The organism is Bacillus sp. AR13-1 (assembly GCF_008042285.1).
Taxonomy (GTDB): Bacteria; Bacillota; Bacilli; order Bacillales; family Bacillaceae_G; genus Bacillus_A; species Bacillus_A mycoides.
Window position 1 is genome coordinate 68,076 of record NZ_QNUA01000012.1, and the last position, 22,593, is coordinate 90,668.

A 22,593-nucleotide genomic window follows, 5' to 3' on the forward strand; every position below is an offset into this window, starting at 1 on the left:
TAGTTCTCAAATAAAAACTGATTAACCTTAAAAAGGAGGAAATAAAAATGAATGAAGTGTTGGCAAAGGGGAAAAAGGCGAAAGAGGTTGCTAGAGAACTTGTGCTTAAATCTACAGATCAAAAAAATGAAGCACTTGCCGTAATTGCTGATCAGCTGATATTAGAAACAGCTTATATTTTAGAGGAAAACAAACGGGATATTGAAGAAGGGAAGACAAAAGGATTTTCTGAGTCACTCCTTGATCGTCTTATGCTGAATGAACAGCGTATCATTGATATGACTGAAGGTATTAAGCAACTAATTGATTTACGTGATCCTGTTGGAGAGCGTGTTAGTGCATGGGAACGACCAAATGGATTATCTATTCAGGAGATGCGCGTACCACTTGGTGTTGTCGGAATGATTTACGAGGCAAGGCCGAATGTGACAGTGGATGCTGCTACAATTTGCTTAAAAACGGGAAACGCAGTAATACTACGTGGTAGTTCTTCTGCTATTCATTCTAACAAAGCCATCGTTAGCGTTATTCACAGGGCGCTCAAACAAACAAGCTTGCCTTCAGAAAGTGTGCAGCTCATAGAAGATACAACGCGCGATAGTGCAAAGCAGTTGTTTACATTGAATGAGTACTTGGATGTTCTTATCCCAAGAGGTGGCAAACAATTAATTGATACTGTAGTGAGAGAAGCATCTGTTCCAGTACTTGAAACAGGTGCGGGAAATTGTCATATTTTTATTGATGAAACAGCGGATAAACAAATGGCATTTAATATTATTATAAACGCAAAAACGCAGCGTCCATCTGTATGTAATGCAATTGAAACGATTATACTTCATGAGAATTGGGCGCAGCAATTTGGTAGCGAGTTGTTTTCTTCCTTGAAGGAAAGAGGCGTGGAGCTACGTGGTGATAATAAAGCATTGGCAATTGATTCTTCTATTGCATTAGCTTCAGAAGAAGACTGGGAAACAGAGTTTTTATCTCTCACACTGGCAGTTAAAGTGGTTTCCACTACGGAAGAAGCGATTCATCATATAAATACGTATGGATCCATGCATTCCGAAGCGATTATTACAGAGAACGAGGAAAACGTCAGCAAATTTTTCACATCTGTTGATGCCGCGGCACTTTATCATAATGCATCGACTCGTTTTACGGATGGATCTGAATTCGGATTCGGCGCAGAAATTGGCATCAGTACACAAAAGCTACACGTAAGGGGACCAATGGGGTTACCTGCATTAACTTCCACAAAATATGTGATTCGTGGGAATGGACAGATTCGGGGATAAGAATTATAAAAGAACAAGTAATAAGATGAAGACACCCAATTCAGTTTAAGTGTCTTCATCTTATTACAATTATTCATTTACCATACAAAAAGCCCCACAAGCATAGCGCTTAATAAGGAAACAGCCATTCCGCTAACAAGAAGCTTCCAAACATTTTTACCGATTATTGATGATTTTTCCCCGCCAAATAATGAATTGTAAGTTCCATAAATCATACCTACTGTACTAAAGTTTGCAAAAGAAGCTAGAAATGTAGTTGCAACTGCAATTGTATGTGGTTGTAAAGATTTTAAGTTTGATTTTAAATCCATCATTGCAACAAATTCATTCGTTGTGATTTTGATCCCCATTAATTCAGCTACATACATAGCATCTTTGCCTGTTAAACCGAGTAAAAAAGCAAAGGGACTAAAGATAATAGAGAAGATTTTTTGAATTGTTAAACCTGTTACAAAAAAGCTTAAAATACCATTTAAACATGCTGTTAAAGCTACATACCCAATTACCATCGCTAAAATAACAATAACCATATTCATCCCAACTAACATACTGTTTGAAATAGTAGAAAAGAAATCTTTTTTTTCATTTTTTGAAGGTGAATAAATAACATCATCTTCTTTAGTAACTTCTACAGGATTTAAAACATTAGCCAAGATTAATGCGTTAATACAGTTTAAAGGAATAGCGCTGAAAATATATGTTGCTGGAACCATTGATAGATAAGCACCAAGAATGGATCCGCTGACACTACTCATACTCATAATTCCAAAAGTCAACAAACGATTTTCTTTTAACACAGATAATTGATCACGAACAACTGCAAGTGCTTCCGTATTTCCTAAAAACATCATTTGAATGGAAAAGAAGCTTTCTAACTTTGGTAAACGAGAAATCTTTGAAATGATTGCACCAACTTTATCGATAATCCAAGTTAAGATTCCAAAATACGAAAGAATATCAAAGAAAGTGATAACAAAAATGATAGGAAGTAAGGCGCTAAAGAAGAAATCAACTGTTTGATTTTCCATAGCTGAAGGAAATACAAATCGAATTCCTTCATTCGCACATGATAGTAGCCAACTGAAAAATGACGCAATTTTATTAATGATAATACTGCCCAGTTTCGTGCCTAACATAAACCACGTAATAAAAAGCTCCAATATTATTAGAATAACAATTGGTCTCCATTTTATTTTTCTTTTATTAGGCGAACATAGGAAAACGATTAATATTACAACGAAAATCCCTAACATATTTAATATGAAATGCATGTCAACAACTCCTTGAGGCTTATTATTTGTATATAAAAAAGCCCCTATTCTTCCAAATTTGGATTATGATCAGAAGTTATGAAGAATGTAAATTATGTTTGGGATTAGTCTATTTCAATTTATGTACTAAAAATTAATGTTTTTTCGCTTTATAAAGGATATGTATTAATAATGTAAAGCAACAAAATAAATCTATTGGTAGAACGAAGGACAATTAATAGCTGCATCCATTTTTAAATTGTTTAGGTGAAATACCAGTATATTTTTTAAAGATCTTTGTAAAATGACTTTGGCACGCTGAATATATTCATTTAGAGAAATTCTAACTTCCTTTTGATGTTTAGAAGGTTCTAAAAGAACAATACGGCGCCGTTGTAGTAATTGCAGAAACAAACTTAGGCTTTCTAAATCATTTTTCTTACTGCAATAAATTCTCCTTTCTCTTCAATAAACCTGCCTCATAGTTGAACAAGAAAATTAACTGTAGCTTAAATTTAAAAATTTGTAGCAATATAAAGTTTCAGAAGATTTTAAAATTCTAAAAAATTAGAAGGTATAATTCGATAAATATAGAATTTAATAATTAGCAAATAAGGAGGGGATTAAATGGAAGTCTTTCACGTAACGAGTAGAAAGAGGGAAACGTACAACGTTCAAATGAAGTATTCGATACTTTTCGAATGTGCACTTGGCATTGCGGCAGTTACTCATAAAAGGTTAATCGACACGCTTGAAAAATCTCAAAGTGAATGGGAAAAAATTAGACAATCATTATCGGTAGAGATGAGAGAGCATTTACAGTTCGTAGAAGAAAATAATACATGGAAAGCATTACTTCAGTTATTGTATGAGGGAGATTTTCAGGATCTATCACAGTTTATTGCAAATATCGATTCACTTTCAGAAGAAGATTTAAAGTATATATGTTTACCGTTTTTAGGAGAAGCGTATCAAGCGAAAAGACGTTTAGCTGCAAGCGGAGAAGTATCTGTAATACATGAACTAAAGGAACTGACACATGATCATCAGTTTTTCTCTACGTATATAGAGTTTGTATGTCATGCCGATGTGCGCGAACTAAAAACGCATTTAATCGCCGTTATGACAGGTTGGTATGACAGTGTTGTAAAAAAAGAGGCAGAAGAAATTGTTTCTATACTACAGCGAGATTATGAAGCGAAAAATGAAATGAATAAAAAGATGAAACCGGAAGAGTTTGTCGAGTGGGCTACAGGTGGAGTTACATATATGCCAGAGCCAAGTGTTCATCACGTACTTCTTATCCCGCAAATTACATACAGACCGTGGAACATAGAAGCTGATATTGAAGATACGAAAGTGTTTCATTATCCAGTCGCAAATGAAAGTATACATCCAGAAGATCCGTATGAGCCGAGTTATTTTTTAGTTCATAAACATAAGGCGCTCGGGGACGAGGCAAGGCTTCGTATTGTAAAACTACTATTTGAACAAGAGCGTACGCTGCAAGAAATAACGGAAAGATTACAACTAGGAAAATCGACAGTACATCATCATTTGAAACTTTTACGTTCAGCAAAGTTAGTTGATATTCAAGACGGAAAATATGTGTTGAGAAAGAAAGCAGTGCAGTCTTTAGCGAAAGAATTAGATGCATTTTTGAATAGATAATATACAACGAGAATGTACATAAAGGGAGGAATTTAATAGAAAAGTTGGTGAGCTATAGTGAAGAGTGTATTGAAAAACCGTTCATTCTTTTTTATGTGGATAGGTAGTGCGATTTCGGAATTAGGCGGGGCTTTCGGGACGTTATGTAATTCAATTCTCGTTTATGAATTAACAGGATCAAAAACAGCATTAAGTAGCATGTGGTTACTATATTTTATCCCGTCGCTCATACTACAACTTATAAGCGGTCCATATATTGATAAATGGAGCCGAAAGTGGATTATGATTTTTTCACAATGGATACGAGCGTCCGTATTTTTACTACCTTTGGCGATGCTAGTTACAGGTAATATAGAAGTTTGGCACATTTATGTTGTTCAAATTATAGTTGGACTTATTACACCGCTTTATACACCTGCAAGTCAAGCAATTACACCGAGCATTGTAAGTAAAGAGCACCTTCAAAATGCAAATGGGTATATTGATGGGATGACTCGTCTTATGATGTTTCTTGCGCCAGTATTAGGTGGCATCGTTATTCATTTTATTGGAATGAAGCTAACACTGTTCTTTGTGTGTATTTGTCTATTCATTAGTGGAGGGTTGTTGCTTTTCATTAGAGAAAAGAGGATAAAGCAAGAGCTTAGAAAAACGTGGCTAGAGCAGTTTCTTCATGGATTTACATATTTTTTCACAAGACCAGTTATCGTTTGGCTTGGTATCTTTCTAACATTCGTTCAATTTGGAGTAGGAGTAACGATGGTTACGAATCTTCCTTACATTAAAGATGAACTATCGGCAGGGTATGCTGAATACGGTTATTTTATGGCCGGTTTCCCACTTGGCTATGTAGTTGGATCAATATTAGTCGGAAAAGTAACATATAAAAGCCGGCGAATACTTATGCTTGGAGGATTGTTTATAGGTGGCCTTACATACATTTCTCTAGGGTTCAATCACAGTATTATAATTGCGGTAATTATTGAAGTAATTGCAGGTATTTGTATTTCATTTTTCAATGTTCATAATACGACGATATGCCAACAAACAGTACCAAACAATATGATAGGGCAAGTATTTTCAGTGCGATTATTTTTCATACGATCGGCAATGCCATTAGGTGTGTTATTAGGGGGAATATTGAGTGAAATGTGGGGAGTGAGAGTACTATACTTTATCATTGGCTCGATTATATGTGTCACTTCTTTAATAGGAATATTGCTTCCGTATTTCAAATTTTTAGATGAGGCGATTGAGGAGAAGTCAGCATAATTCTAAAGATTTGAAACTTTATAATTGAAAATAATTATCATAATCAATTATAATAGAAGAATACTAGTATTCGTATTACAAAGAGGGAGTGGAATATATGTTTATCGAAACGAAGACATTTACAGTAAAAGAAGGTACATCAGATATAGTTGTAGAGCGTTTTACAGGAGAAGGCATTATTGAAAAATTTGAAGGATTCATCGACTTAAGTGTTCTCGTTAAAAAAGTAAGACGCGGAGACGAAGAAGTTGTAGTTATGATTCGGTGGGAATCGGAAGAAGCATGGAAGAACTGGGAAACAAGTGAAGAGCATTTAGCTGGACATAGAGCGGGCCGTGGTAAACCAAAACCAGATCATATCATTAACGTTGAACACGGTGTTTATTATGTGAAATCATCGAAATCGGCTTATCAACAGTCGTAAAATATAATTAGAGGTAGAGGATATTTGTTTATTAATAAACAAATATCCTCTTTTTTGATTTATAGTAAAATATGGATGTTATATATATTTATTTGTTTAGTTATAAATGGAGGTAAACGAAGTGAAAAAAATATTACTAATGGCAGCTTTAGCAACGACATTATTATCAGTATGTAGTGATAATAATGTGAAAGAAGATGTATCTAAGAATGAGGAAGAAAAACGTAAAAGCAGTGCAAAAATAGTAGAGCAGAAAGAGTATATCGTTATTGATAAGAATTATAATGAAATATTTCTAAAAGATGCTAGCTCAAATAAAGAAGAGAGCGTGAAAGTAAGTTTAAGTAATTTAAACCCAATAAAATGGAAGGCGCCTAAAAGAAACGGTAGCTTAGATATAGGTGATCATATCTCTTTGGAAAAAGAAGAGGGTAAATATACACCTACATTAGTAAAAGATCTTGTAGGTGAAATAAAGTATGATGGTTCAATTAAATATAAAATTTTAGAAGCAACTAATAAGTCAGTAAAGTGGTTACCACTAAATAAAGAGAACAATGGAGGGAGTGTTCCACCAGAGATGGTAAAAGTGGTGAATGCTTCGAAAATAAAAGGTGGAGATATTGTAACGATTCAAGATAAAACAAAAAGCAGTAAAGACGCAATTGTATATGAACTGACAATTGTTGAATAAGTATGTAGAAGATTAAAGGTATTAAGAGAAGTAAAATATATTTAGGTAACGAATAAATCTATAAGAATGTGTTTGGAGGTTACAAATGTTAGAAACACAAATATCTATTAAACATGAACGACATAAAAAATTAGTGAAAACAATAGTAGCTGAAATCTTATCTATAGATAAGGTAACTGGATGTATGCTTATTGGTTCTGTCGCAAGAGGTGATGCATATCCTGATTCGGATTTAGACTTATATATTCTTTTAGAAGACGGACAAAAGAAGCGATTTTATTCTGAAACGAGAGAAGATATTTTAGTTGAATATAAGAGTGCAGATTTTAATCTAATACAAGTAAACTTTAAAAACAATCCGATGGAACTATACTCATTTTTAGAAGGGAAATTTTTATTTGATAAAAGCGGTGAGTTGAAAAAGTTAAAGGAAATAGCTAAACATGAATTTGAAAACTACCGTGTTTCTAGTGATAAAGTAAAAGGCGTTTCTCATTGGTTACATAGTTCGCTAATTAAAATTAAGACTGCTCTGAAGGCAAAAGATGAGTTAAAAGCATCATATATAGTTCAAACATCAACTTGGACATTGTTAGAGGGAATATGGGCTATTAATAACAAGCCAGTACCGCCAGCTGGATCTGTTTTGAAATATATTGAAACATTATCTAAAGTACCAACGAATTTTGCAGGTTTTATAAATAAATTGTTTTTAGGTGATACGACAGAGCGCATCTCTTCAGCAATTTTCTTGATTGAGTGGGTTTTACTTAATTTGGAGAATAAATAATATGGCTATAACACTTGTCAATTTATATAGGTAAATCGATACTCCATGTCGAATTGTTCATATGATTGCATTCATTTCGAAAAACGTTCTAAGCTATAGGAAAAAGCATAAGACTATTAAAAAATAGTCTTATACGGAACACTTGAATATCTTTCCTTACATATGTAAGTGTTATTAATATGAGTATATATACCCTCTGCTTAAAAGGAGATGAGTGAATGAAGTTGAATCATTTAAATCTATGTGTTGATGATTTATCAGAAGCTAGACATTTCTTTGAAACATTTTTTGATTTTCAATTTTTGGAGCAAAAGGGAAAGGCACTTGTAGTAATGAGTGATGAGAGTGGATTTATACTTGTGCTAAGTGATCCAAAAGCATTTAAGGGGAATAAGGAAGTTATGTATCCTGAAGCTTTTCATATTGGTTTTTTAGTGGAAACTTCAAGTGAAGTTGATCAATCATATAATCGTTTAGTAGCTGGTGGCATTGAAATAGGCAAGGAACCTTATACGATGAGAGGTAGTAGTTATGGTTTTTATTTTACAGTATTTAATGGCTTATTAATCGAAGTGTCTTGTATTGATTATAGAGACGGTAAGAAAGTTTCAAAATCCAATGACACTCATCAAGAGTAATTGTTTGAAGGTGTATATGTAGCCCCTTATCCAGTTTGGAAAGGGGCTTGATACCATTTTAATCCTCTTTTTTAATGGAACACTAAAGTGAAAAAGAAGCGTCTTTTAGTCAGAAATCCGACTTATGAGACAGTTCCTTTATTTTTGTTTTCATATTTTATTATAACTGAAACAATTCTCATTTTTTACAATATAATCAATTAATTTAAATATTTAGAAAAATAGGATGTTTATGTGTTAAAATAAATATAGAAAACCATTTATTAACTATCGGCAGGTTAATAGAAAAAGGGTGTAAATAGTTAATAATGTCACAATTAAAATGCAACTAGATAGTTAGGAGGAATGATTATAATGGATACTACACAACAAAACAGTAATGCATGGGATAAGAAGGTTGAAGAAGGTTCTAGATACACTCAACCTGTAAGTAGTGAGGTTATTGAAAAAAGTAAATCAGGTGAATGGGAAATCACAGTCACCACAGAAAAATCAGTTCCTAGAGATTGGTTTCCAAAGTCATTAGAGGGATTAAAGATACTTTGTTTAGCATCAGGTGGAGGGCAACAAGCACCAGTACTGGCTGCTGCTGGAGCAGATGTAACAGTTACTGATATATCTAAGAAGCAATTGGAACAAGATGAAATGGTAGCGGAACGGGATGGATTAACTTTAAAAACAGTACAAGGAGATATGTCAGATCTTAGTGATTTTGAAGATGAATATTTTGATATTGTCGTAAATCCTGTTTCTAATTTGTTTGTAAAAGATGTTCATCTTGTATGGAATGAGATTTCAAGGGTTTTAAAGAATAAAGGTATTCTTATTTCTGGATTTACAAATCCTTTACTATGGATTTTTGATGACAACCAAGAACAAAAGGGTATTTTGGATGTTAAACATTCAATACCTTCATCAACATTGGATTATTTACCAGAGGATGAAGTTCAAGATTATATTAATTTAAATCAAACAATAGAATACGCACATACTCTAGAAGATCAAATCCAAGGTCAAGTTGAAGCTGGTTTTGTTATAACGGGTTTTTACGAGGATGATTTTGGTGGAACAAGGATATTAGATAAGCATATTAAAACTTTTATTGCTACAAAAGCTATAAAGTTAAAGGTTGATTAAAATTTTTGGCTCGTTAGTCGAAGAAGGAAACTTGAAAACAGTAAAAGTTCAATGTATGTCAAAAAGGATGGCAAGTGCCATCCTTTTCCTTGTGTAGTTTGAGTGTCAAAACAAGTTTTACTCCTCTTAACTGAACCCGTTATAATAAATAGTCCATCTTTTCACATTAATTTTTCACATCATTATATAGTTCCAGCGCCTCTTTCACATTCAATCTATTTTTTACAATGCCATGAATCGCTTGAATCATCGCAGTTGGATGTTCGGATTGCCATATGTTTCGGCCCATGTCTACTCCGATTGCGCCTTCTTGCAGCGCATTGTACGTAATGTTTAATGCGTCTTCGATTGAATCTAGTTTCGGTCCGCCCGCGATTACGACTGGAGCAGGGCATGTGCTTGTGATTTTTTCGAATCCTTCGCAGTAGTACGTTTTAATAATATCAGCTCCCATTTCAACACATACGCGGGAGGCGAGTGCTAGAAAGCGAGCTTCACGTTTTTGTAGTTCTTTCGCAACGGCGGTAATACCGAGTACTGGCAGGCCGTAATCGTGAGCTTCAGAGACTACGTTTGCGAGATTTGAAACAGTTTGTGTTTCATAGTCTGATCCAACAAAGACAGAAACGCCGACGCCAATTGCGTTTTGTTTTACTGCTTCTTTCACAGGTGTAACAATTGTTTCATTCGCTAAATCTTTGCCTACTACAGTTGCCCCGCCTGATACACGCATAACCATCGGTGTGTTGCAGTTTTCAGGAATACAGGAACTTAATACGCCTCGTGTTAAAAAGAGGGAATCAGTATATGGAAGCAAGTTTTTAACTGTTTCTAACGGTTGTTCAAGTCCGTGAATTGGCCCTAAAAAGTAGCCGTGATCTATCGCTAACATAACCGCTCTGCCGTCAGGTAAAATTGTGTTTAATCGATTTTTAAATCCCCAAGTCATTAGGAATCACTCCTTAGTTAATGTTGGATTTTCAGTTTGTACAGTATCTTTATTTGGTAAATGTGGTGACTTTATAAAAACAGCTTTAAAAGGCTTATCAGAATGGTTAATAAGATAATGGGATTCATGAGGTCGAACTTGCAAGACATCCCCTTGTTTGATCGGAACTCTCTCGTTATTCACATAGAAATCTATTTCGCCTTCTAACGCATAGAAGACCTCTTCGCACGTTGTATGATAGTGATTTTGAAACTCTTGCCCAGGCTGAATCACGACTAGGCCAAGATCGATATTTGGACCTTGTATTAAATATTTAGGCCCGTTATCACCGAAGCGATAGGAGAAATCATTTTCATTCGCTTTTAACATACATTTCACTCCTTTATGTAATGTGTTACAGAGCACCGGGTGCAATCCACATATGTGAGGTGAGCCCTTTATCGGCTAAAGCGAGCTGACTGTTATACACAGTTTTCCATGTTTCATAGAATTCCTTATATAGTTCATGATTTTCAGTGACTGGCTCAAATGTTTTTTCCCACTGTACAAACTGTTCGGCAGTCGCTGCCATAGATGAATATATACCAGCACCAACCCCAGCAGCAATTGCAGTTCCTAAAGCTGCCGCTTCTTTTACAACTGGTACTTTCACTGGGATTCCAAGAACGTCTGAAAGAATTTGCGGCCAAAGTTTTCCTTTAGCAGCGCCGCCAGCAAAAATCACTTCAGAAGGAAATTTCCCTGTGAGAGCCTCTATTAATTTCAAGTTGCCGAATGTAACGAAGGCGGCATTTTCTTCTATTGCCCGGAACATTTCTTTTTTACCGCATTTTTCAGCATCTAAACTTAAATTTAAAAAGGATGGTGCAGCATGTCGCCAAGAAATATAATTCATTACATTTGAAAAAGTGGGGATTATGCCATGTGAGCCTACAGGAACTTCTTTCGCTTGTTCTTCTAGTAATTCATAAGCATCTACACCGAGTTTTTCAGCGAGCCGTTTTTCTTCATGGCAAAAGGCATCTCGAAACCACCTCATAACAAGGCCAGGGAAGAAAGCAATTGTTTCGTATTGCCATAGGTTAGGAATGACGTGGCAATTAACACGAATCGCCGCATTTGGATCAGTTTCTGGTTTTGTTATATTTACTTCTTGTTGCCAAAAACTGCCTCCGCATATAAATGTTTGTTCAGGCTTTACAACTCCAGTTCCAAGCGATGCCATTTGTGCATCTCCGCCGCCAGCAACGACCGGTGTTCCTTCATGTAATCCTGTTAACTCAGCACTTCGTTTTGTGATATTCCCGATAACTGTACCAGCTTCATTTACTTTTGGAGAAAAGGCTAGAGTAAGACCGCATTGCTCAGCAACCCAGTTATCCCAAGCTCTATTTTGTAAATCGAATATACCGGACGTACATCCGTTTGAAGGATCAATTTGTAGTACGCCGCACAATTTATATAAAATCCAATCGTTTAACATCGTGAAAGAATGAATGCTCCTGTACACGTCTGGTTCATGTTTTTTAATCCAAAGTAAGCGAGGTAAAGCACCTAATGAAAAAGTTTGACCGGATTTTTTATATAAATCCTTTTCAATTTCAGAACGAATTTGTTTTAGTTCACTAACTTCCGCTGACGCGCGGCCATCAACATTTGCACAAGCCCATATTTCCTGCCCGTTTTTATCGTATAAAACAAAGCCTTCACGCATACTCGTTGCACTAATACCTTTAATAGAAGAGGAGGACGTATTACTTTTTTGAAGAACCTCTTTCGTACATTGTTGAACGAGCTGCCAGTTTTCAGTTACATCAAAATTCATAGAACCAGGGTAACGACTATCTGATTTATGAATCCATTCTTTTTGACTAACAGCAAGTTGATTACCGTTTAAATCAAAAAGAACTGCTCGAATGCTCCCTGTACCAGCGTCGTAAGCTAATAGAGTAGACATTGAGAGTCACCTTCCTTTCTTAATAAGGAGAGGGCAGTTTCTTCATCGGTAATTAATGTATGAATGAACTTTCCTTTTAAGGCGCCGTAAATTGCAGCTATCTTTTCCGTACCGCCAGCTACACCAACGACATGTTTCATATTTTGAAGAACAGAGAGTGGTGTGCCGATAAGACGGTTATGATGGGGAAGTTCTAATTGTTTTCCGTCAGTATTATAAAATTGCCCTAAAATATCTCCAACCCCGTTTTGACTACGTATATAAGTCATTTCACGTAGTGTTAATTTTTCTTCTTTCACAATTGTGGCGTCTTGAGATAAGCTGCCAATGCCAACTACTGCTGTATGAGCGAGTGAAGCGACGTGAAGCATATCTTTCACGCTCGGTTCAGATAGAATAATTTGTGTCATTTCGTTTGTAGATGTTAGAAAAGGGGTAGGAATAATATGAAGATCGCCTTGCATGTAGTTTAAATAGCTTTGATTTCTTGGAATATAGTGATTTACGCCTCCTGTAAGAGTAACGATTGAAAGACTCATAGAGCTATCAAAATGAATGTTTTCTAGCATTTTACTTATCGTCTCTCCCCAGCCAATCCCAAGTAAATCTCCTTGTTGCAGATGAGTTTCTAAATATTGTGCGGCAGCTTTTCCGAGTGAAAATGCATAATCTTCTGCTGGCGTTGGAATAACGAAAGCATCTTTTAGATGGAATTTTTTCATAAGATCACGTTCGATGCTTAAACAGTGCAAACCAGTACCTTTTACGTGAAATGTGACGACACCTTCCGTCCGTGCTTTATCTAACAACCGAACGACTTTATTTCTTGAAATGTGAAGAAGTGAAGCAATTTCTTGCTGGGTTAATTGATCTTTATAATAGTACCAAGCTACTTTTGTTAACAAATTGTCTTCAAAGTTCAGCTGTGACATGCTCTTCATCCCTTTCAACAATTGACCACTGCTTAAACATATGTGTTCGTTATTTTGTTTATTCCAGTTGAAGCGATAAATAATCCAGTGAAAAAAGTGTTCTAGATATGAAAAAAGAAATATACAATGCTACAAAACAAGTAGAACAAAAAATCATTTTCTCAAAAAATGTTCTGCATAAAGGCAGGTGACAACATGTGGAGAACGTGCCCTTATTACAAGTCACAAAGATGAGTAAATCATTTGCAGATCAACTCGTATTAAAAGAAGTGAATTTACAATTAGAGCCTGGAGATGTATACGCTTTAGTCGGAGGGAATGGTGCTGGGAAATCAACGTTAATGAAAATATTAACGGGCTTGTATTCATACGATGCTGGCAAGATGTATGTGAAAGGGAAAGTACAACAGTTTTCAAACACAGCAGAAGCACATCAACATAGCATATATTTAATACCACAAGAGCCACTCATCTTTCCGCATATGACAATTGAAGAGAACATTTGTATCGGAATGAAAGCGAAAAAGAAAGAACTTCGAAATAAAATTAATAAGTTGCTAGAGGGCTTAGGTTGGAACATTCAACTTCATAAGCTAGGGTTATCGTTATCCATTGCCCAGCAACAATTAGTAGAAATATTGAGGGGATTAATAAGGGAAGCTGAGATTCTTATTTTAGATGAGCCAACATCGACATTAACAACTCACGAAATTAAGAGTCTTTTTGTGTTGATAAAAAGCTTAAGAGAAAAAGGAATTGGCATGATATACATTACGCATCGTTTTCCAGAAATCTTTGAAATTGCAAATAAAGTAGCAATTTTGCGTGACGGTATGATTGTAAGTCAAGGGGATGTATCAAGCTATACATATGACATGCTAATGGAGGGGTTATTACCGAAAGATTATAAACTTGAGGAGAAGAAAGAAATCGCGCAAGAAGAAATAGAGCATTCGGAAAAAGTATTAGATGTCATGAATGCGTCTAGTTATGCTTTTCAAAATGTATCATTAACTGTACACGCTGGAGAAATTGTCGGGATTTCAGGTATTGTCGGATCAGGTAGGACTGAATTAGCTGAATCAATATTTGGATTAATGCCTTTGAAATCAGGTTCCGTTTTATTAGAGGGAACATCCATTACGAAGTATTCGGTACATAAGCGAATAAAGGAAGGTATGGTGTATGTACCGGAGGACCGGGCAGGGAATGGTATATTTTCAATTGCGTCTGTTAAGGAAAATATAACATCTGCATCTTTAAACAGTATGAGTAGCTTCTTTTTAAACAACAAAAAAGAAAGCGCTTTATCAGAGTTGTATATAAAACAGTTTCGAATTGTTGTCCCTCATATGAATGAGAAAATGACGTCTTTATCAGGTGGGAACCAACAGAAGGTCGTGCTAGCAAAATATCTTGCATGTAATCCGAAAGTGATTATTCTTGATGAACCGACCCGCGGTATTGATGCGAAAGCAAGACTAGAAGTATACGAAACGATACAAAGTTTGAAGAGAGAGGGACTTGCGATCATATTAATCTCTTCAGATGTAGAAGAAATTGTTCAATTAGCGAATCGGGTATATGTGATGAGAAACGGAGAATTCGTCTCTCATTTAGAGAAGAAGGAAATTTGTATTGATGAAGTTACACGCCTTGCGTACGGAGGAAAGAGAGGTGTAACGGAGTGAAACGTTTATTTAAAATGCATGAGACGTCTATTATTATTTTATTACTTTTTTACATAGCCTTCGTTGGAGTAATGAATCCGAGTTTTGTGCAGTTTAGCTCTTTATCTTTAATTATGAAATCAAGCGTTATTTTAGTTGTTTTGGCAATTGGTCAATCTTTCGTATTGTTTACGAAAAATATAGATGTATCAGTAGGGTCTATTATGGGATTAAGCGCTGCGGTTTGCGGGATGTTGTTAACAGATGGATACAGTGCCTTTATTTCGATATTTGCGGCAATTATTTTTGGTGCTCTTATTGGTATGGTAAACGGAATTGGCGTTACGAAATTTCGAGTGCCAGCTATCATTATGACATTAGGAATGCTCGGTATTATTAGAGGTGCAATGTTAATATTTACGGGCGGAAAGTGGATTGAAGATATTCCGAATGAGTATAAACAAATTGCTTCTATTATGATGTTAGGCCTTCCGATAACGGTATGGACCGTTCTTATCATATTACTACTACTATATTTCTTTTTAATGAAAGTTCAAATTGGAAGATATTTTTATGCGGTCGGTGATAATGAAGATGGTGCAAGGCTTATTGGAATACATGTAGATAAAGTGAAAATATACGCGTTTATCATATCAGGCATAAGCGCTGGGCTCGCTGGATGTATATTCGTAATGAATATTGGATTCGTTCCAAATCAAACAGGTACAGGAATAGAATTGCAAGTTATCGCCGCTGCTGTTTTAGGTGGTATTCATTTAAAAGGAGGAACAGGCTCTATATTTGGAGCGGCATTAGGTGCATTCTTCTTAGAAGTGATAAGCAGTTCACTCGTCTTTTTAAAAATACCTGCATTTTGGAATAGTGCTATTTCAGGATTTTTACTTCTACTCATCATCGTATTAGATAGTGTCTTAAAAAAATGGAAGAAACTCCGGCAATTAGAAGAAAGGAGGGTGAATCTATGAAAGGAATACGTAGCTTGTATAGATGGGAAGGGGTTCTTCTCATATTGCTTCTCGTAGAATTCATTCTCTTTAGTTTCATAAATAGTGATTTCTTAAACATTAGTAACCTCCTTTTTAGTATGAACGATTTCCTCATTATTTCAATCGCGGCTATTCCGATGACATTTGTCATTGTAACTGGTGGAATTGATGTTTCAGTAGGATCTATTATGGGGCTTACTTCGATTCTTATCGGAGTACTTTGGATGAATGGTATGCCTATACTGTTGGCTGTTATCATTGCGCTCGTAGTAAGTTGTATAGCGGGCGGATTAAATGGACTTATTATAAAAATGACAGATGTAGAACCTCTTGTTGTTACACTTGGAACGATGTTTTTATATGCGGGAATCGCCCTTGTTATTTCAGGTGGTTCGGGTGCAGCGGGCTATGAAGGAATAAGTGGTTTACCAGATTCGTATGTGCAACTGGCAAATGGTAGTTTTATCGGTATACCTAATCTATTATGGCTCCTTGTCATTTTAACGATAGTATTTACGATATTGTTTCACCGTACAACATATGGTCGCTACGCAAAATTAACTGGCGTAAATGAAAGTACGGCGAAATATTCCGGTATTCGAACGAAGAAAGTGGTGATTATTGCTTACGTACTTTCTGGGGTAGGAGGTGGATTAGGAGGAGCTTTCTTAACAGCTTATTTTGGTTCTGCTCGTGCTGATATTGGAAGTGAAACGATTTTGCCAGTTATTACGGCAGTTGTATTAGGCGGCACACTTATTACGGGCGGAAAAGGGAGTGTTATTGGGACGGTACTAGCAAGTATTTTTATAGGACTCATGCAGTACGGTTTGCAAATGACGGGCTTAACGAATGAACAATCAAATGTAGTAATAGGTATTATCCTTATTATTTCTGTTATTATGAGACATTTCAAATTACAACGATTCACCACGGGGAAAAGAAGGGATTTGCATAAGGGGGAAATGTCATGAAGAGAAAATTGGGGATTGTTATGATTATGTGTATTTGTTTAATCGGTTTAATTGCTTGTTCTAGCCAAACAGCGGATAAGAAAAAAGTAGATGATGTAAAATTTGCGTTCATTCCGAAATTAACGGGAGTTGGCTTCTTCACATCAGGCGGTGAAGGTGCAAAAGAGATGGGAGATAAGTTAGGTGTACAAGTGAAGTACGATGGACCGTCTGAGGCAAGTGTATCCGGGCAAGTAAAATATATAAACAATTTTATTAACCAAAACTATGATGCGATTATGGTTTCATCTACGTCAGTTGATGGTCTCTCGCAATCATTACAACGTGCAAAGAAAAAAGGAATGACAGTATTAACGTGGGATTCTGATGTGAATCCGAAAGACCGTTCGTTTTATATTAGCCAAGGTACACCAGACCAACTTGCAAACTTATTAATTGAAATGACTTCGAAGCAAATTGGAGATAAAGGAAAAGTAGCATTCTTTTATTCAAGCCCGACTGTAACAGATCAAAATCAATGGGTAACGAAGGCAAAAGAGATTATTAAAGAGAAATATCCGAATTGGGAAATTGTAACGACGCAATATGGTGAAAATAATGCGCAAAAATCTTTATCAGTAGGAGAGAGTATTTTAAAAACGTATCCAGATATTAACGCAGTAATATGTCCAGATGCAACAGCACTTCCAGCGATGGCGCAAGCAGCTGAAAATTTGAAAATGGATAAAAAAGTAGTCGTAACTGGTTTTTCGACACCGAACGTTATGCGTGATTATGTAAAACGAGGAACGGTACAACAATTTGGATTATGGGATGTAAAACAACAAGGTGCACTCGCAACGTATGTCGCAAATGAAATTGTTGTAAAAGGGAAAAAATTAAAAGTAGGGGATAGCTTCGAAGTAAAAGGAATCGGCAAAGTGAAAGTAGAACCAAACTCTATTCAAGGGTATGACTATGAGGCAGAAGGAAACGGTATTATCGTACTTCCTGAACGAGTTGTATTTATGAAGGATAATATTGATAAATATAATTTCTAGTTGAGAGTTAACGGAGATTTTTCATTTCTTGTCGAATCGCTGATATAATTTTAGTCACTATATTTCTTCGTCAGACATAATAAAAACGTCCGAATATATCGGACGTTTTTATTATGTCGTTTTTTTAATCTATTCATTAATTGTGAACAGCTTCTTTTTCATTTAACCCAAGTGTGCGTCCTGTTGAAGCATGAAGCTCTTGGAACAGTCTTGGATTTTCCGTAAGTGACACGCCGTAAGAAGGGACCATTTCTTTTATCTTTGGCTCCCATTCTAGTATACGTTCTGGGAAGCATTTTTCTAATACTTCAAGCATAACGTGAACCGCAGTAGAAGCACCTGGAGAAGCACCAAGTAACGCAGCGATTGATCCGTCATTTGCACTAACAACTTCTGTACCAAATTGAAGTGTTCCTTTACCACCTGCATCAGTATCTTTAATTACCTGCACACGTTGTCCAGCAACGACAGTATCCCAATCTTCACTTTTAGCGTTCGGAATAAACTCACGTAATTCTTCCATACGCTTTTCGTGTGATAACATAACTTGTTGGATTAAGTATTTTGTTAATCCCATTTCTTTTACACCGGCTGCTAACATCGTTAAGACGTTATTCGGTTTTACAGAACCGATTAAATCAAGGTTTGAGCCAGTTTTTAAGAATTTAGGTGAGAAGCCTGCAAATGGTCCAAACAGTAAAGCTTTTTTATTGTCTATATATCTCGTATCAAGGTGAGGTACAGACATTGGTGGAGCACCAACTTTAGCTTTTCCGTATACTTTTGCATGATGCTGCTCTACAACTTTTGGGTTTTTACATACCATAAATAGTCCACTTACTGGGAATCCTCCAATATGTTTTGACTCAGGAATACCAGTCTTTTGAAGTAGAGGTAGACTACCACCACCGCCGCCGATAAAGACGAATTTCGCAGTATGATGTTCAATTTTGCCACTATTCATATCATGTACTTTTACTTCCCACAAACCATTCTTCGTGCGTTTAATATTTTCAACACTATGTTTGTAGTTTAGCTCAACATTTTTAGTTTTTAAGTAATCAAATAACATGCGCGTTAACGCACCGAAGTTAACATCTGTTCCAGAGTCAATCTTAGTTGCAGCCATAGATTCATTAGAATTACGACCTTCCATAATGAGTGGAAGCCATTTTTTTAATGTGTCAGGTGCATCAGAAAATTCCATTCCTTGGAATAGAGCGTTTTTTGAAAGCGCTTCAAAACGTTTTTTTAGAAACTCTACATTTTTTTCCCCTTGCACCAAACTCATATGAGGTAGTGGCATAATAAAATCTTGTGGATTACGAATTAAGTTTCTTTTTACAAGATAAGCCCAAAATTGTCTTGAAAGTTGAAATTGCTCATTTACTTTTACAGCTTTACCAATATCTATAGACCCGTCAGATTTTTCGGATGTATAGTTAAGCTCACATAGCGCAGAATGTCCTGTACCAGCATTATTCCATTCGTTAGAACTTTCTTCTCCGGCATTAGCGAGTTTTTCAAATACTTTAATTTCCCATTCAGGTGCCAATTCTTTAAGTAATGATCCTAACGTTGCGCTCATAATTCCTGCGCCAATTAAGATAACGTCTGTTTTTTGCTGCATGTTGCTCATGATAATCTCTCCATCCCCTATATTGGCAAAAAAGAGTAGGTGTTTTTTATATCTAAGCCGTAAAAAGAAAACACCGCCTAGGCCCCACCTAGGTACTTACCTTTTTTGTCTCAATTATATAACCATCTCATAGTCTATTATAATAATTAATAGACTAAAATATCTAGTGTTATCTGATAATTTTAAACTATTTAACGTTTTATTTCATAGAATTCTTCTGTCATAAGGGTAAAAAGCATAGTAGTAAAGCGGGATTTGGAGAAGAATTCCAGTTTGATGTTATGTCAAAAAAACTTCTATTTTTATGTTTTATCTTTGGAAACTAGTAAAATTCTATTTTCGTGACATCTAATTTGAAAAAATAGAGTAAATAACAAATAAATGATAAGATTATTCTGAAAATAATTAAGGAGGGATACCAATGCTTACAAAAGAACAAGTCGCAAACTTATTTCGGAATTTTTCTGTGAATGAATGTAAAGGATCTAGTGACTTATACGAATATTTATCAATAAAAATTTCTGAAGATGAGGAAGTTCTTACGTTAGCTTCCTACGCACAACCTGGTCAACCAGTCCCAAACTTATTATTAGGTGCAGTCCATTATTTATTGTTAAAAGGAAAAGAGCACAGTTTAAAAAACTATTATCAAAGTTTAGTTGAAAATGCTGATATAAATTTTGAAAATGCCTTTTACCAATTTAAAGATTTTTGCCATGTATATCGAGAAGAAATTATCTCTTTATTACAAACGAAACTTGTTCAAACGAATGAAGTAAGACGATGTGCCTATTTATATCCAAGTTTCTGTTACATATTTAATAAAGTGAACAAACCATTGGCGTTAATAGAAATTGGTACAAGTGCGGGATTACAACTATTTTGGGATCAATATCGTTATTCATATGGAACGGAAGAAATGTATGGAAATAGACAATCAAATGTTCATTTACAATCAGAAATAAAAGGGGAGAAGAAGCCCTCCTTTTTAGAACAAAGTCCACCTGTTATGGAAAGAATCGGACTAGATTTACATGTGAATAATTTAAATGATGAAGAAGATTATTTATGGTTACGCGCGCTTATTTGGCCAGAACATAAAGAAAGACTTGAACTATTCGATCAAGCAGCAACGCTTGTAAAAGAAAAATCAGTACAATTAATTGAAGGGGACGGTGTAGCACTTCTTCCAGCCATTGCAAATCAAATAAGGGAAGATGCTGTAATCTGCATTTTCCATACACACGTCGCAAATCAAATACCTGAAAATGTAAAACATAAGCTAGAAAAACAAATTAAAGAAATAGGTGCAAAACGTGATGTATTCCACCTATATAACAACATGTGGGACCGTGACCTTCATATTGATTATTATATTAACGGAAACGAATATTGTGAAACTGTTGGGGAAACGGAAGGGCATGGGAGATGGTTTAGTTGGGGGCTTGGGGATAAGCCGCTTTGTTAATGTAATCCTATATAGGATGGGGCCATTTTGTTTTAAAATTATTTTTTTTGATTAATATGATAATAATTTATGATAAGTTGTATATAAGGATAAAATAAAAAGGATGATAAGCATGCAAAAGAGACCAGAGGCAAATGAATATAACCCGTATTATTCAACGTACATAAACTTAATACCAGATGGAGATATCATACATATTCTAGAGCAACAAATGAAGGAAACGAATCTTTTATTGAAGGATATTTCTGATAGTGAGGGACATTTTAGATATGCTCCTAATAAATGGAGTATAAAAGAAGTAATCGGTCATATTGCGGATACTGAACGTATCATGGCGTATCGATTGCTTTCCATAGCAAGAGGCGAGACAGCAGAACTTCCTGGATATAACGATGATATGTATGTTCTTAGAGCAGATTTTGATAAGCAATCTATGCAAGATCTTCTTGAGAATTTAACAGTTGTTCGCCAATCTACTATGCATTTGCTTAAAAGTTTAGATAAAGAAGCTTGGTTACAAAGGGGAATTGCGAACAATTCTGAAGTCACGGTTCTTGCATTAGCAAACATTATTGCTGGTCATGAGCTTCATCATCGTCAACTTATAAAAGAACGTTATTTGGGTTCTAATGCATATCCAGCATGTTAAAATATGAAAATAAAAAGAGAATGATTCATAGGGAATTTCTGAATTATTCTCTTTTTATTTTTCTGCGTATCAGTGGAATTATAAATGTTTTTTACAAGGTCTATTCCTTCTCGTTGATGCTAATAGGGGGCACTATACATGCCCATCAAGTTAAGAGTGGGTATTGGGGTTTGTGTAGCAATAAAACCAAATCACGCAATAAGCATTAGCGAACATTAGAAATAGTAAAAATGCCACTTTTTCCTGTTAAAACGGGGTGATTTTAAATTTCAAATTCTTCTTTTACAACAGTCGCTAGTCCATCAATTGATTTACGTAAATCTGTTTCCCCTTGTGCAAGATATACTTTTTCTATTGTGATTTCTGACGGCTTATTTATTAGTAAATTCATCGGGAGTCCAAGTAGCGATTTCATTCCCAGGTGCAGCAACTACAAGCCAATCATCAAATTGGACCCCAGCTTGCCAGCATTCATAATAGTCATGAAACCCATTTACAAACATGATTTGCCCGTTCTCAAATGTTATAAATAAATGCGGAGATTCATTAGCAAGTTGTATGTTTGTAACTTTTTGTCTTCTTACATCAAAAATTCTCTTATATTCTTCCTCCTCAGTATAATCGTCAAATTCATCCTCATTAGAAGGGTACTTTTCTGGTGGAGTATGAAATAAAACCCATTTCGATTCGATGTTGATATATAATTGCCCATCATAATCAACTGCAGCTTCAAAATTTGTAAAATGAATTTTTATAGTTGTTGGAGAAATACCAAATTACAATCCATCAACTTGTGCTCCTATGAAGAGATGTTTTAATACATTTTCAGCATAAAGTTTGTCTTCTTTGTTCATTATACGAATCCTCCTTTCTGTAAAATATATAGTATATTTTCATTGTAATAAATAAATTTTTATGTAAAATGAACCTTTTGTGAGAAACGGGCGAATATAGTGTGAAAGCTCATGAGAGGGGAACGTAATTTTGGATGAAGTAGAATTAAAAGAATGGCTGTATAAAATGGAGTCTGGGGACCAAGAAGCCTTTCGAGTTATTTATAAATTAGCAAGTAAAGATATTTATAGACAGTAGTATTTTTATTAGGGAATCAAAAGCAAGATGTCAAAATTGATGAAT

At 35.3% G+C, this 22,593-nt stretch carries 22 protein-coding genes and 2 pseudogenes; 15 read left to right on the top strand and 9 right to left on the bottom strand.

Features of this window, described 5'->3' with window-relative positions; genetic code table 11:
- Positions 1 to 47: 47 nt before the first annotated feature.
- Entirely contained in the window at positions 48 to 1,295 is a 1,248-nt protein-coding gene (locus tag DN408_RS10995) for a glutamate-5-semialdehyde dehydrogenase (RefSeq protein WP_002165561.1), read from the top strand.
- Between the two features lie 77 nt (positions 1,296 to 1,372).
- Here DN408_RS10995 and DN408_RS11000 read toward each other — a convergent pair whose 3' ends face one another.
- Together DN408_RS11000 and DN408_RS32455 are read right to left on the bottom strand one after the other, a co-directional pair.
- Positions 1,373 to 2,566, bottom strand: a complete 1,194-nt coding sequence (locus DN408_RS11000) for a nucleoside transporter C-terminal domain-containing protein (protein ID WP_002165562.1) — start codon at positions 2,564 to 2,566, stop codon at positions 1,373 to 1,375.
- 214 nt (positions 2,567 to 2,780) lie between these two features.
- Positions 2,781 to 2,858, bottom strand: a pseudogene (locus DN408_RS32455) (AraC family transcriptional regulator); the annotation flags it as partial.
- Positions 2,859 to 3,172: 314 nt separating this feature from the next.
- Here DN408_RS32455 and DN408_RS11010 point away from each other — a divergent pair.
- The 7 genes from DN408_RS11010 to DN408_RS11040 all read left to right on the top strand — a co-directional run bounded on the left by DN408_RS11010 (position 3,173) and on the right by DN408_RS11040 (position 9,171).
- Positions 3,173 to 4,216 (top strand): ArsR/SmtB family transcription factor, encoded by a 1,044-nt coding sequence (locus DN408_RS11010; RefSeq protein ID WP_003190247.1) that lies wholly within the window; start codon positions 3,173 to 3,175, stop codon positions 4,214 to 4,216.
- A 57-nt stretch (positions 4,217 to 4,273) separates the two neighbouring features.
- Positions 4,274 to 5,488, top strand: coding sequence for an MFS transporter (locus tag DN408_RS11015; protein ID WP_078179264.1), 1,215 nt, complete (start codon positions 4,274 to 4,276; stop codon positions 5,486 to 5,488).
- 97 nt (positions 5,489 to 5,585) lie between these two features.
- Positions 5,586 to 5,912, top strand: coding sequence for a heme-degrading monooxygenase HmoA (gene hmoA, locus DN408_RS11020; RefSeq protein ID WP_002185566.1), 327 nt, complete (start codon positions 5,586 to 5,588; stop codon positions 5,910 to 5,912).
- A 106-nt stretch (positions 5,913 to 6,018) separates the two neighbouring features.
- A complete protein-coding gene (locus DN408_RS11025) occupies positions 6,019 to 6,606 on the top strand; it encodes a hypothetical protein (protein WP_078179258.1) in 588 nt (195 codons plus the stop codon).
- An 85-nt stretch (positions 6,607 to 6,691) separates the two neighbouring features.
- Entirely contained in the window at positions 6,692 to 7,396 is a 705-nt protein-coding gene (locus DN408_RS11030) for a nucleotidyltransferase domain-containing protein (protein ID WP_002127903.1), read from the top strand.
- A gap of 218 nt (positions 7,397 to 7,614) precedes the next feature.
- Positions 7,615 to 8,034, top strand: coding sequence for a VOC family protein (locus DN408_RS11035; RefSeq protein WP_002127901.1), 420 nt, complete (start codon positions 7,615 to 7,617; stop codon positions 8,032 to 8,034).
- Positions 8,035 to 8,388: 354 nt separating this feature from the next.
- Positions 8,389 to 9,171: a class I SAM-dependent methyltransferase gene (locus tag DN408_RS11040; protein WP_002127899.1), complete on the top strand. Its 783-nt coding sequence runs from the start codon at positions 8,389 to 8,391 to the stop codon at positions 9,169 to 9,171.
- 166 nt (positions 9,172 to 9,337) lie between these two features.
- Here DN408_RS11040 and lsrF read toward each other — a convergent pair whose 3' ends face one another.
- From lsrF to DN408_RS11060, 4 genes are read right to left on the bottom strand one after another with little or no spacing between them, the layout of a single operon-like run.
- A complete protein-coding gene (lsrF, locus tag DN408_RS11045; protein WP_002032842.1) occupies positions 9,338 to 10,120 on the bottom strand; it encodes a 3-hydroxy-5-phosphonooxypentane-2,4-dione thiolase in 783 nt (260 codons plus the stop codon).
- 6 nt (positions 10,121 to 10,126) lie between these two features.
- Positions 10,127 to 10,489, bottom strand: coding sequence for a cupin domain-containing protein (locus DN408_RS11050; RefSeq protein WP_000909986.1), 363 nt, complete (start codon positions 10,487 to 10,489; stop codon positions 10,127 to 10,129).
- A gap of 25 nt (positions 10,490 to 10,514) precedes the next feature.
- A complete protein-coding gene (gene lsrK, locus DN408_RS11055) occupies positions 10,515 to 12,077 on the bottom strand; it encodes an autoinducer-2 kinase (RefSeq protein WP_016127174.1) in 1,563 nt (520 codons plus the stop codon).
- The gene (locus DN408_RS11060; protein ID WP_078178991.1) at positions 12,062 to 13,009 is read right to left on the bottom strand and encodes a sugar-binding transcriptional regulator; all 948 of its coding nucleotides are present in this window, start codon (positions 13,007 to 13,009) and stop codon (positions 12,062 to 12,064) included. The genes lsrK and DN408_RS11060 overlap by 16 nt, the downstream gene beginning before the upstream one ends.
- Before the next feature lie 197 nt (positions 13,010 to 13,206).
- Between DN408_RS11060 and DN408_RS11065 the strand changes: the two genes are divergently transcribed.
- Genes DN408_RS11065 through lsrB form a run of 4 tightly spaced genes read left to right on the top strand, consistent with a single transcriptional unit; the run spans position 13,207 to position 17,700 of the window.
- A complete protein-coding gene (locus DN408_RS11065; RefSeq protein ID WP_002168147.1) occupies positions 13,207 to 14,700 on the top strand; it encodes a sugar ABC transporter ATP-binding protein in 1,494 nt (497 codons plus the stop codon).
- A complete protein-coding gene (locus DN408_RS11070) occupies positions 14,697 to 15,665 on the top strand; it encodes an ABC transporter permease subunit (protein ID WP_016127172.1) in 969 nt (322 codons plus the stop codon). Before DN408_RS11065 ends, DN408_RS11070 begins: the two co-directional genes overlap by 4 nt.
- A complete protein-coding gene (locus DN408_RS11075) occupies positions 15,662 to 16,660 on the top strand; it encodes an ABC transporter permease (protein WP_002168149.1) in 999 nt (332 codons plus the stop codon). The genes DN408_RS11070 and DN408_RS11075 overlap by 4 nt, the downstream gene beginning before the upstream one ends.
- Positions 16,657 to 17,700 carry an autoinducer 2 ABC transporter substrate-binding protein LsrB gene (gene lsrB, locus DN408_RS11080; RefSeq protein WP_002168150.1) on the top strand — a complete coding sequence of 348 codons (1,044 nt, stop codon included), beginning with the start codon at positions 16,657 to 16,659 and terminating at the stop codon, positions 17,698 to 17,700. Before DN408_RS11075 ends, lsrB begins: the two co-directional genes overlap by 4 nt.
- Before the next feature lie 136 nt (positions 17,701 to 17,836).
- On the opposite strand, the gene DN408_RS11085 is transcribed toward lsrB, so the two are convergent.
- Positions 17,837 to 19,339 carry a malate:quinone oxidoreductase gene (locus tag DN408_RS11085; RefSeq protein ID WP_078178990.1) on the bottom strand — a complete coding sequence of 501 codons (1,503 nt, stop codon included), beginning with the start codon at positions 19,337 to 19,339 and terminating at the stop codon, positions 17,837 to 17,839.
- Positions 19,340 to 19,760: 421 nt separating this feature from the next.
- Between DN408_RS11085 and DN408_RS11090 the strand changes: the two genes are divergently transcribed.
- Together DN408_RS11090 and DN408_RS11095 are read left to right on the top strand one after the other, a co-directional pair.
- Positions 19,761 to 20,807, top strand: a complete 1,047-nt coding sequence (locus DN408_RS11090) for a DUF2332 domain-containing protein (RefSeq protein WP_002127890.1) — start codon at positions 19,761 to 19,763, stop codon at positions 20,805 to 20,807.
- 112 nt (positions 20,808 to 20,919) lie between these two features.
- The gene (locus tag DN408_RS11095; RefSeq protein ID WP_002127888.1) at positions 20,920 to 21,456 is read left to right on the top strand and encodes a DinB family protein; all 537 of its coding nucleotides are present in this window, start codon (positions 20,920 to 20,922) and stop codon (positions 21,454 to 21,456) included.
- Positions 21,457 to 21,718: 262 nt separating this feature from the next.
- On the opposite strand, the gene tnpB is transcribed toward DN408_RS11095, so the two are convergent.
- Both tnpB and DN408_RS31950 read right to left on the bottom strand, forming a co-directional pair.
- Complete coding sequence (tnpB, locus tag DN408_RS11100) at positions 21,719 to 21,847, bottom strand: IS66 family insertion sequence element accessory protein TnpB (protein ID WP_002127887.1); 129 nt, start codon at positions 21,845 to 21,847, stop codon at positions 21,719 to 21,721.
- Positions 21,828 to 22,226 carry a hypothetical protein gene (locus tag DN408_RS31950; RefSeq protein WP_232294830.1) on the bottom strand — a complete coding sequence of 133 codons (399 nt, stop codon included), beginning with the start codon at positions 22,224 to 22,226 and terminating at the stop codon, positions 21,828 to 21,830. The genes tnpB and DN408_RS31950 overlap by 20 nt, the downstream gene beginning before the upstream one ends.
- Before the next feature lie 214 nt (positions 22,227 to 22,440).
- Here DN408_RS31950 and DN408_RS11110 point away from each other — a divergent pair.
- Positions 22,441 to 22,580 (top strand): annotated as a pseudogene (locus DN408_RS11110) (sigma-70 family RNA polymerase sigma factor); the annotation flags it as partial.
- Positions 22,581 to 22,593: the final 13 nt, after the last annotated feature.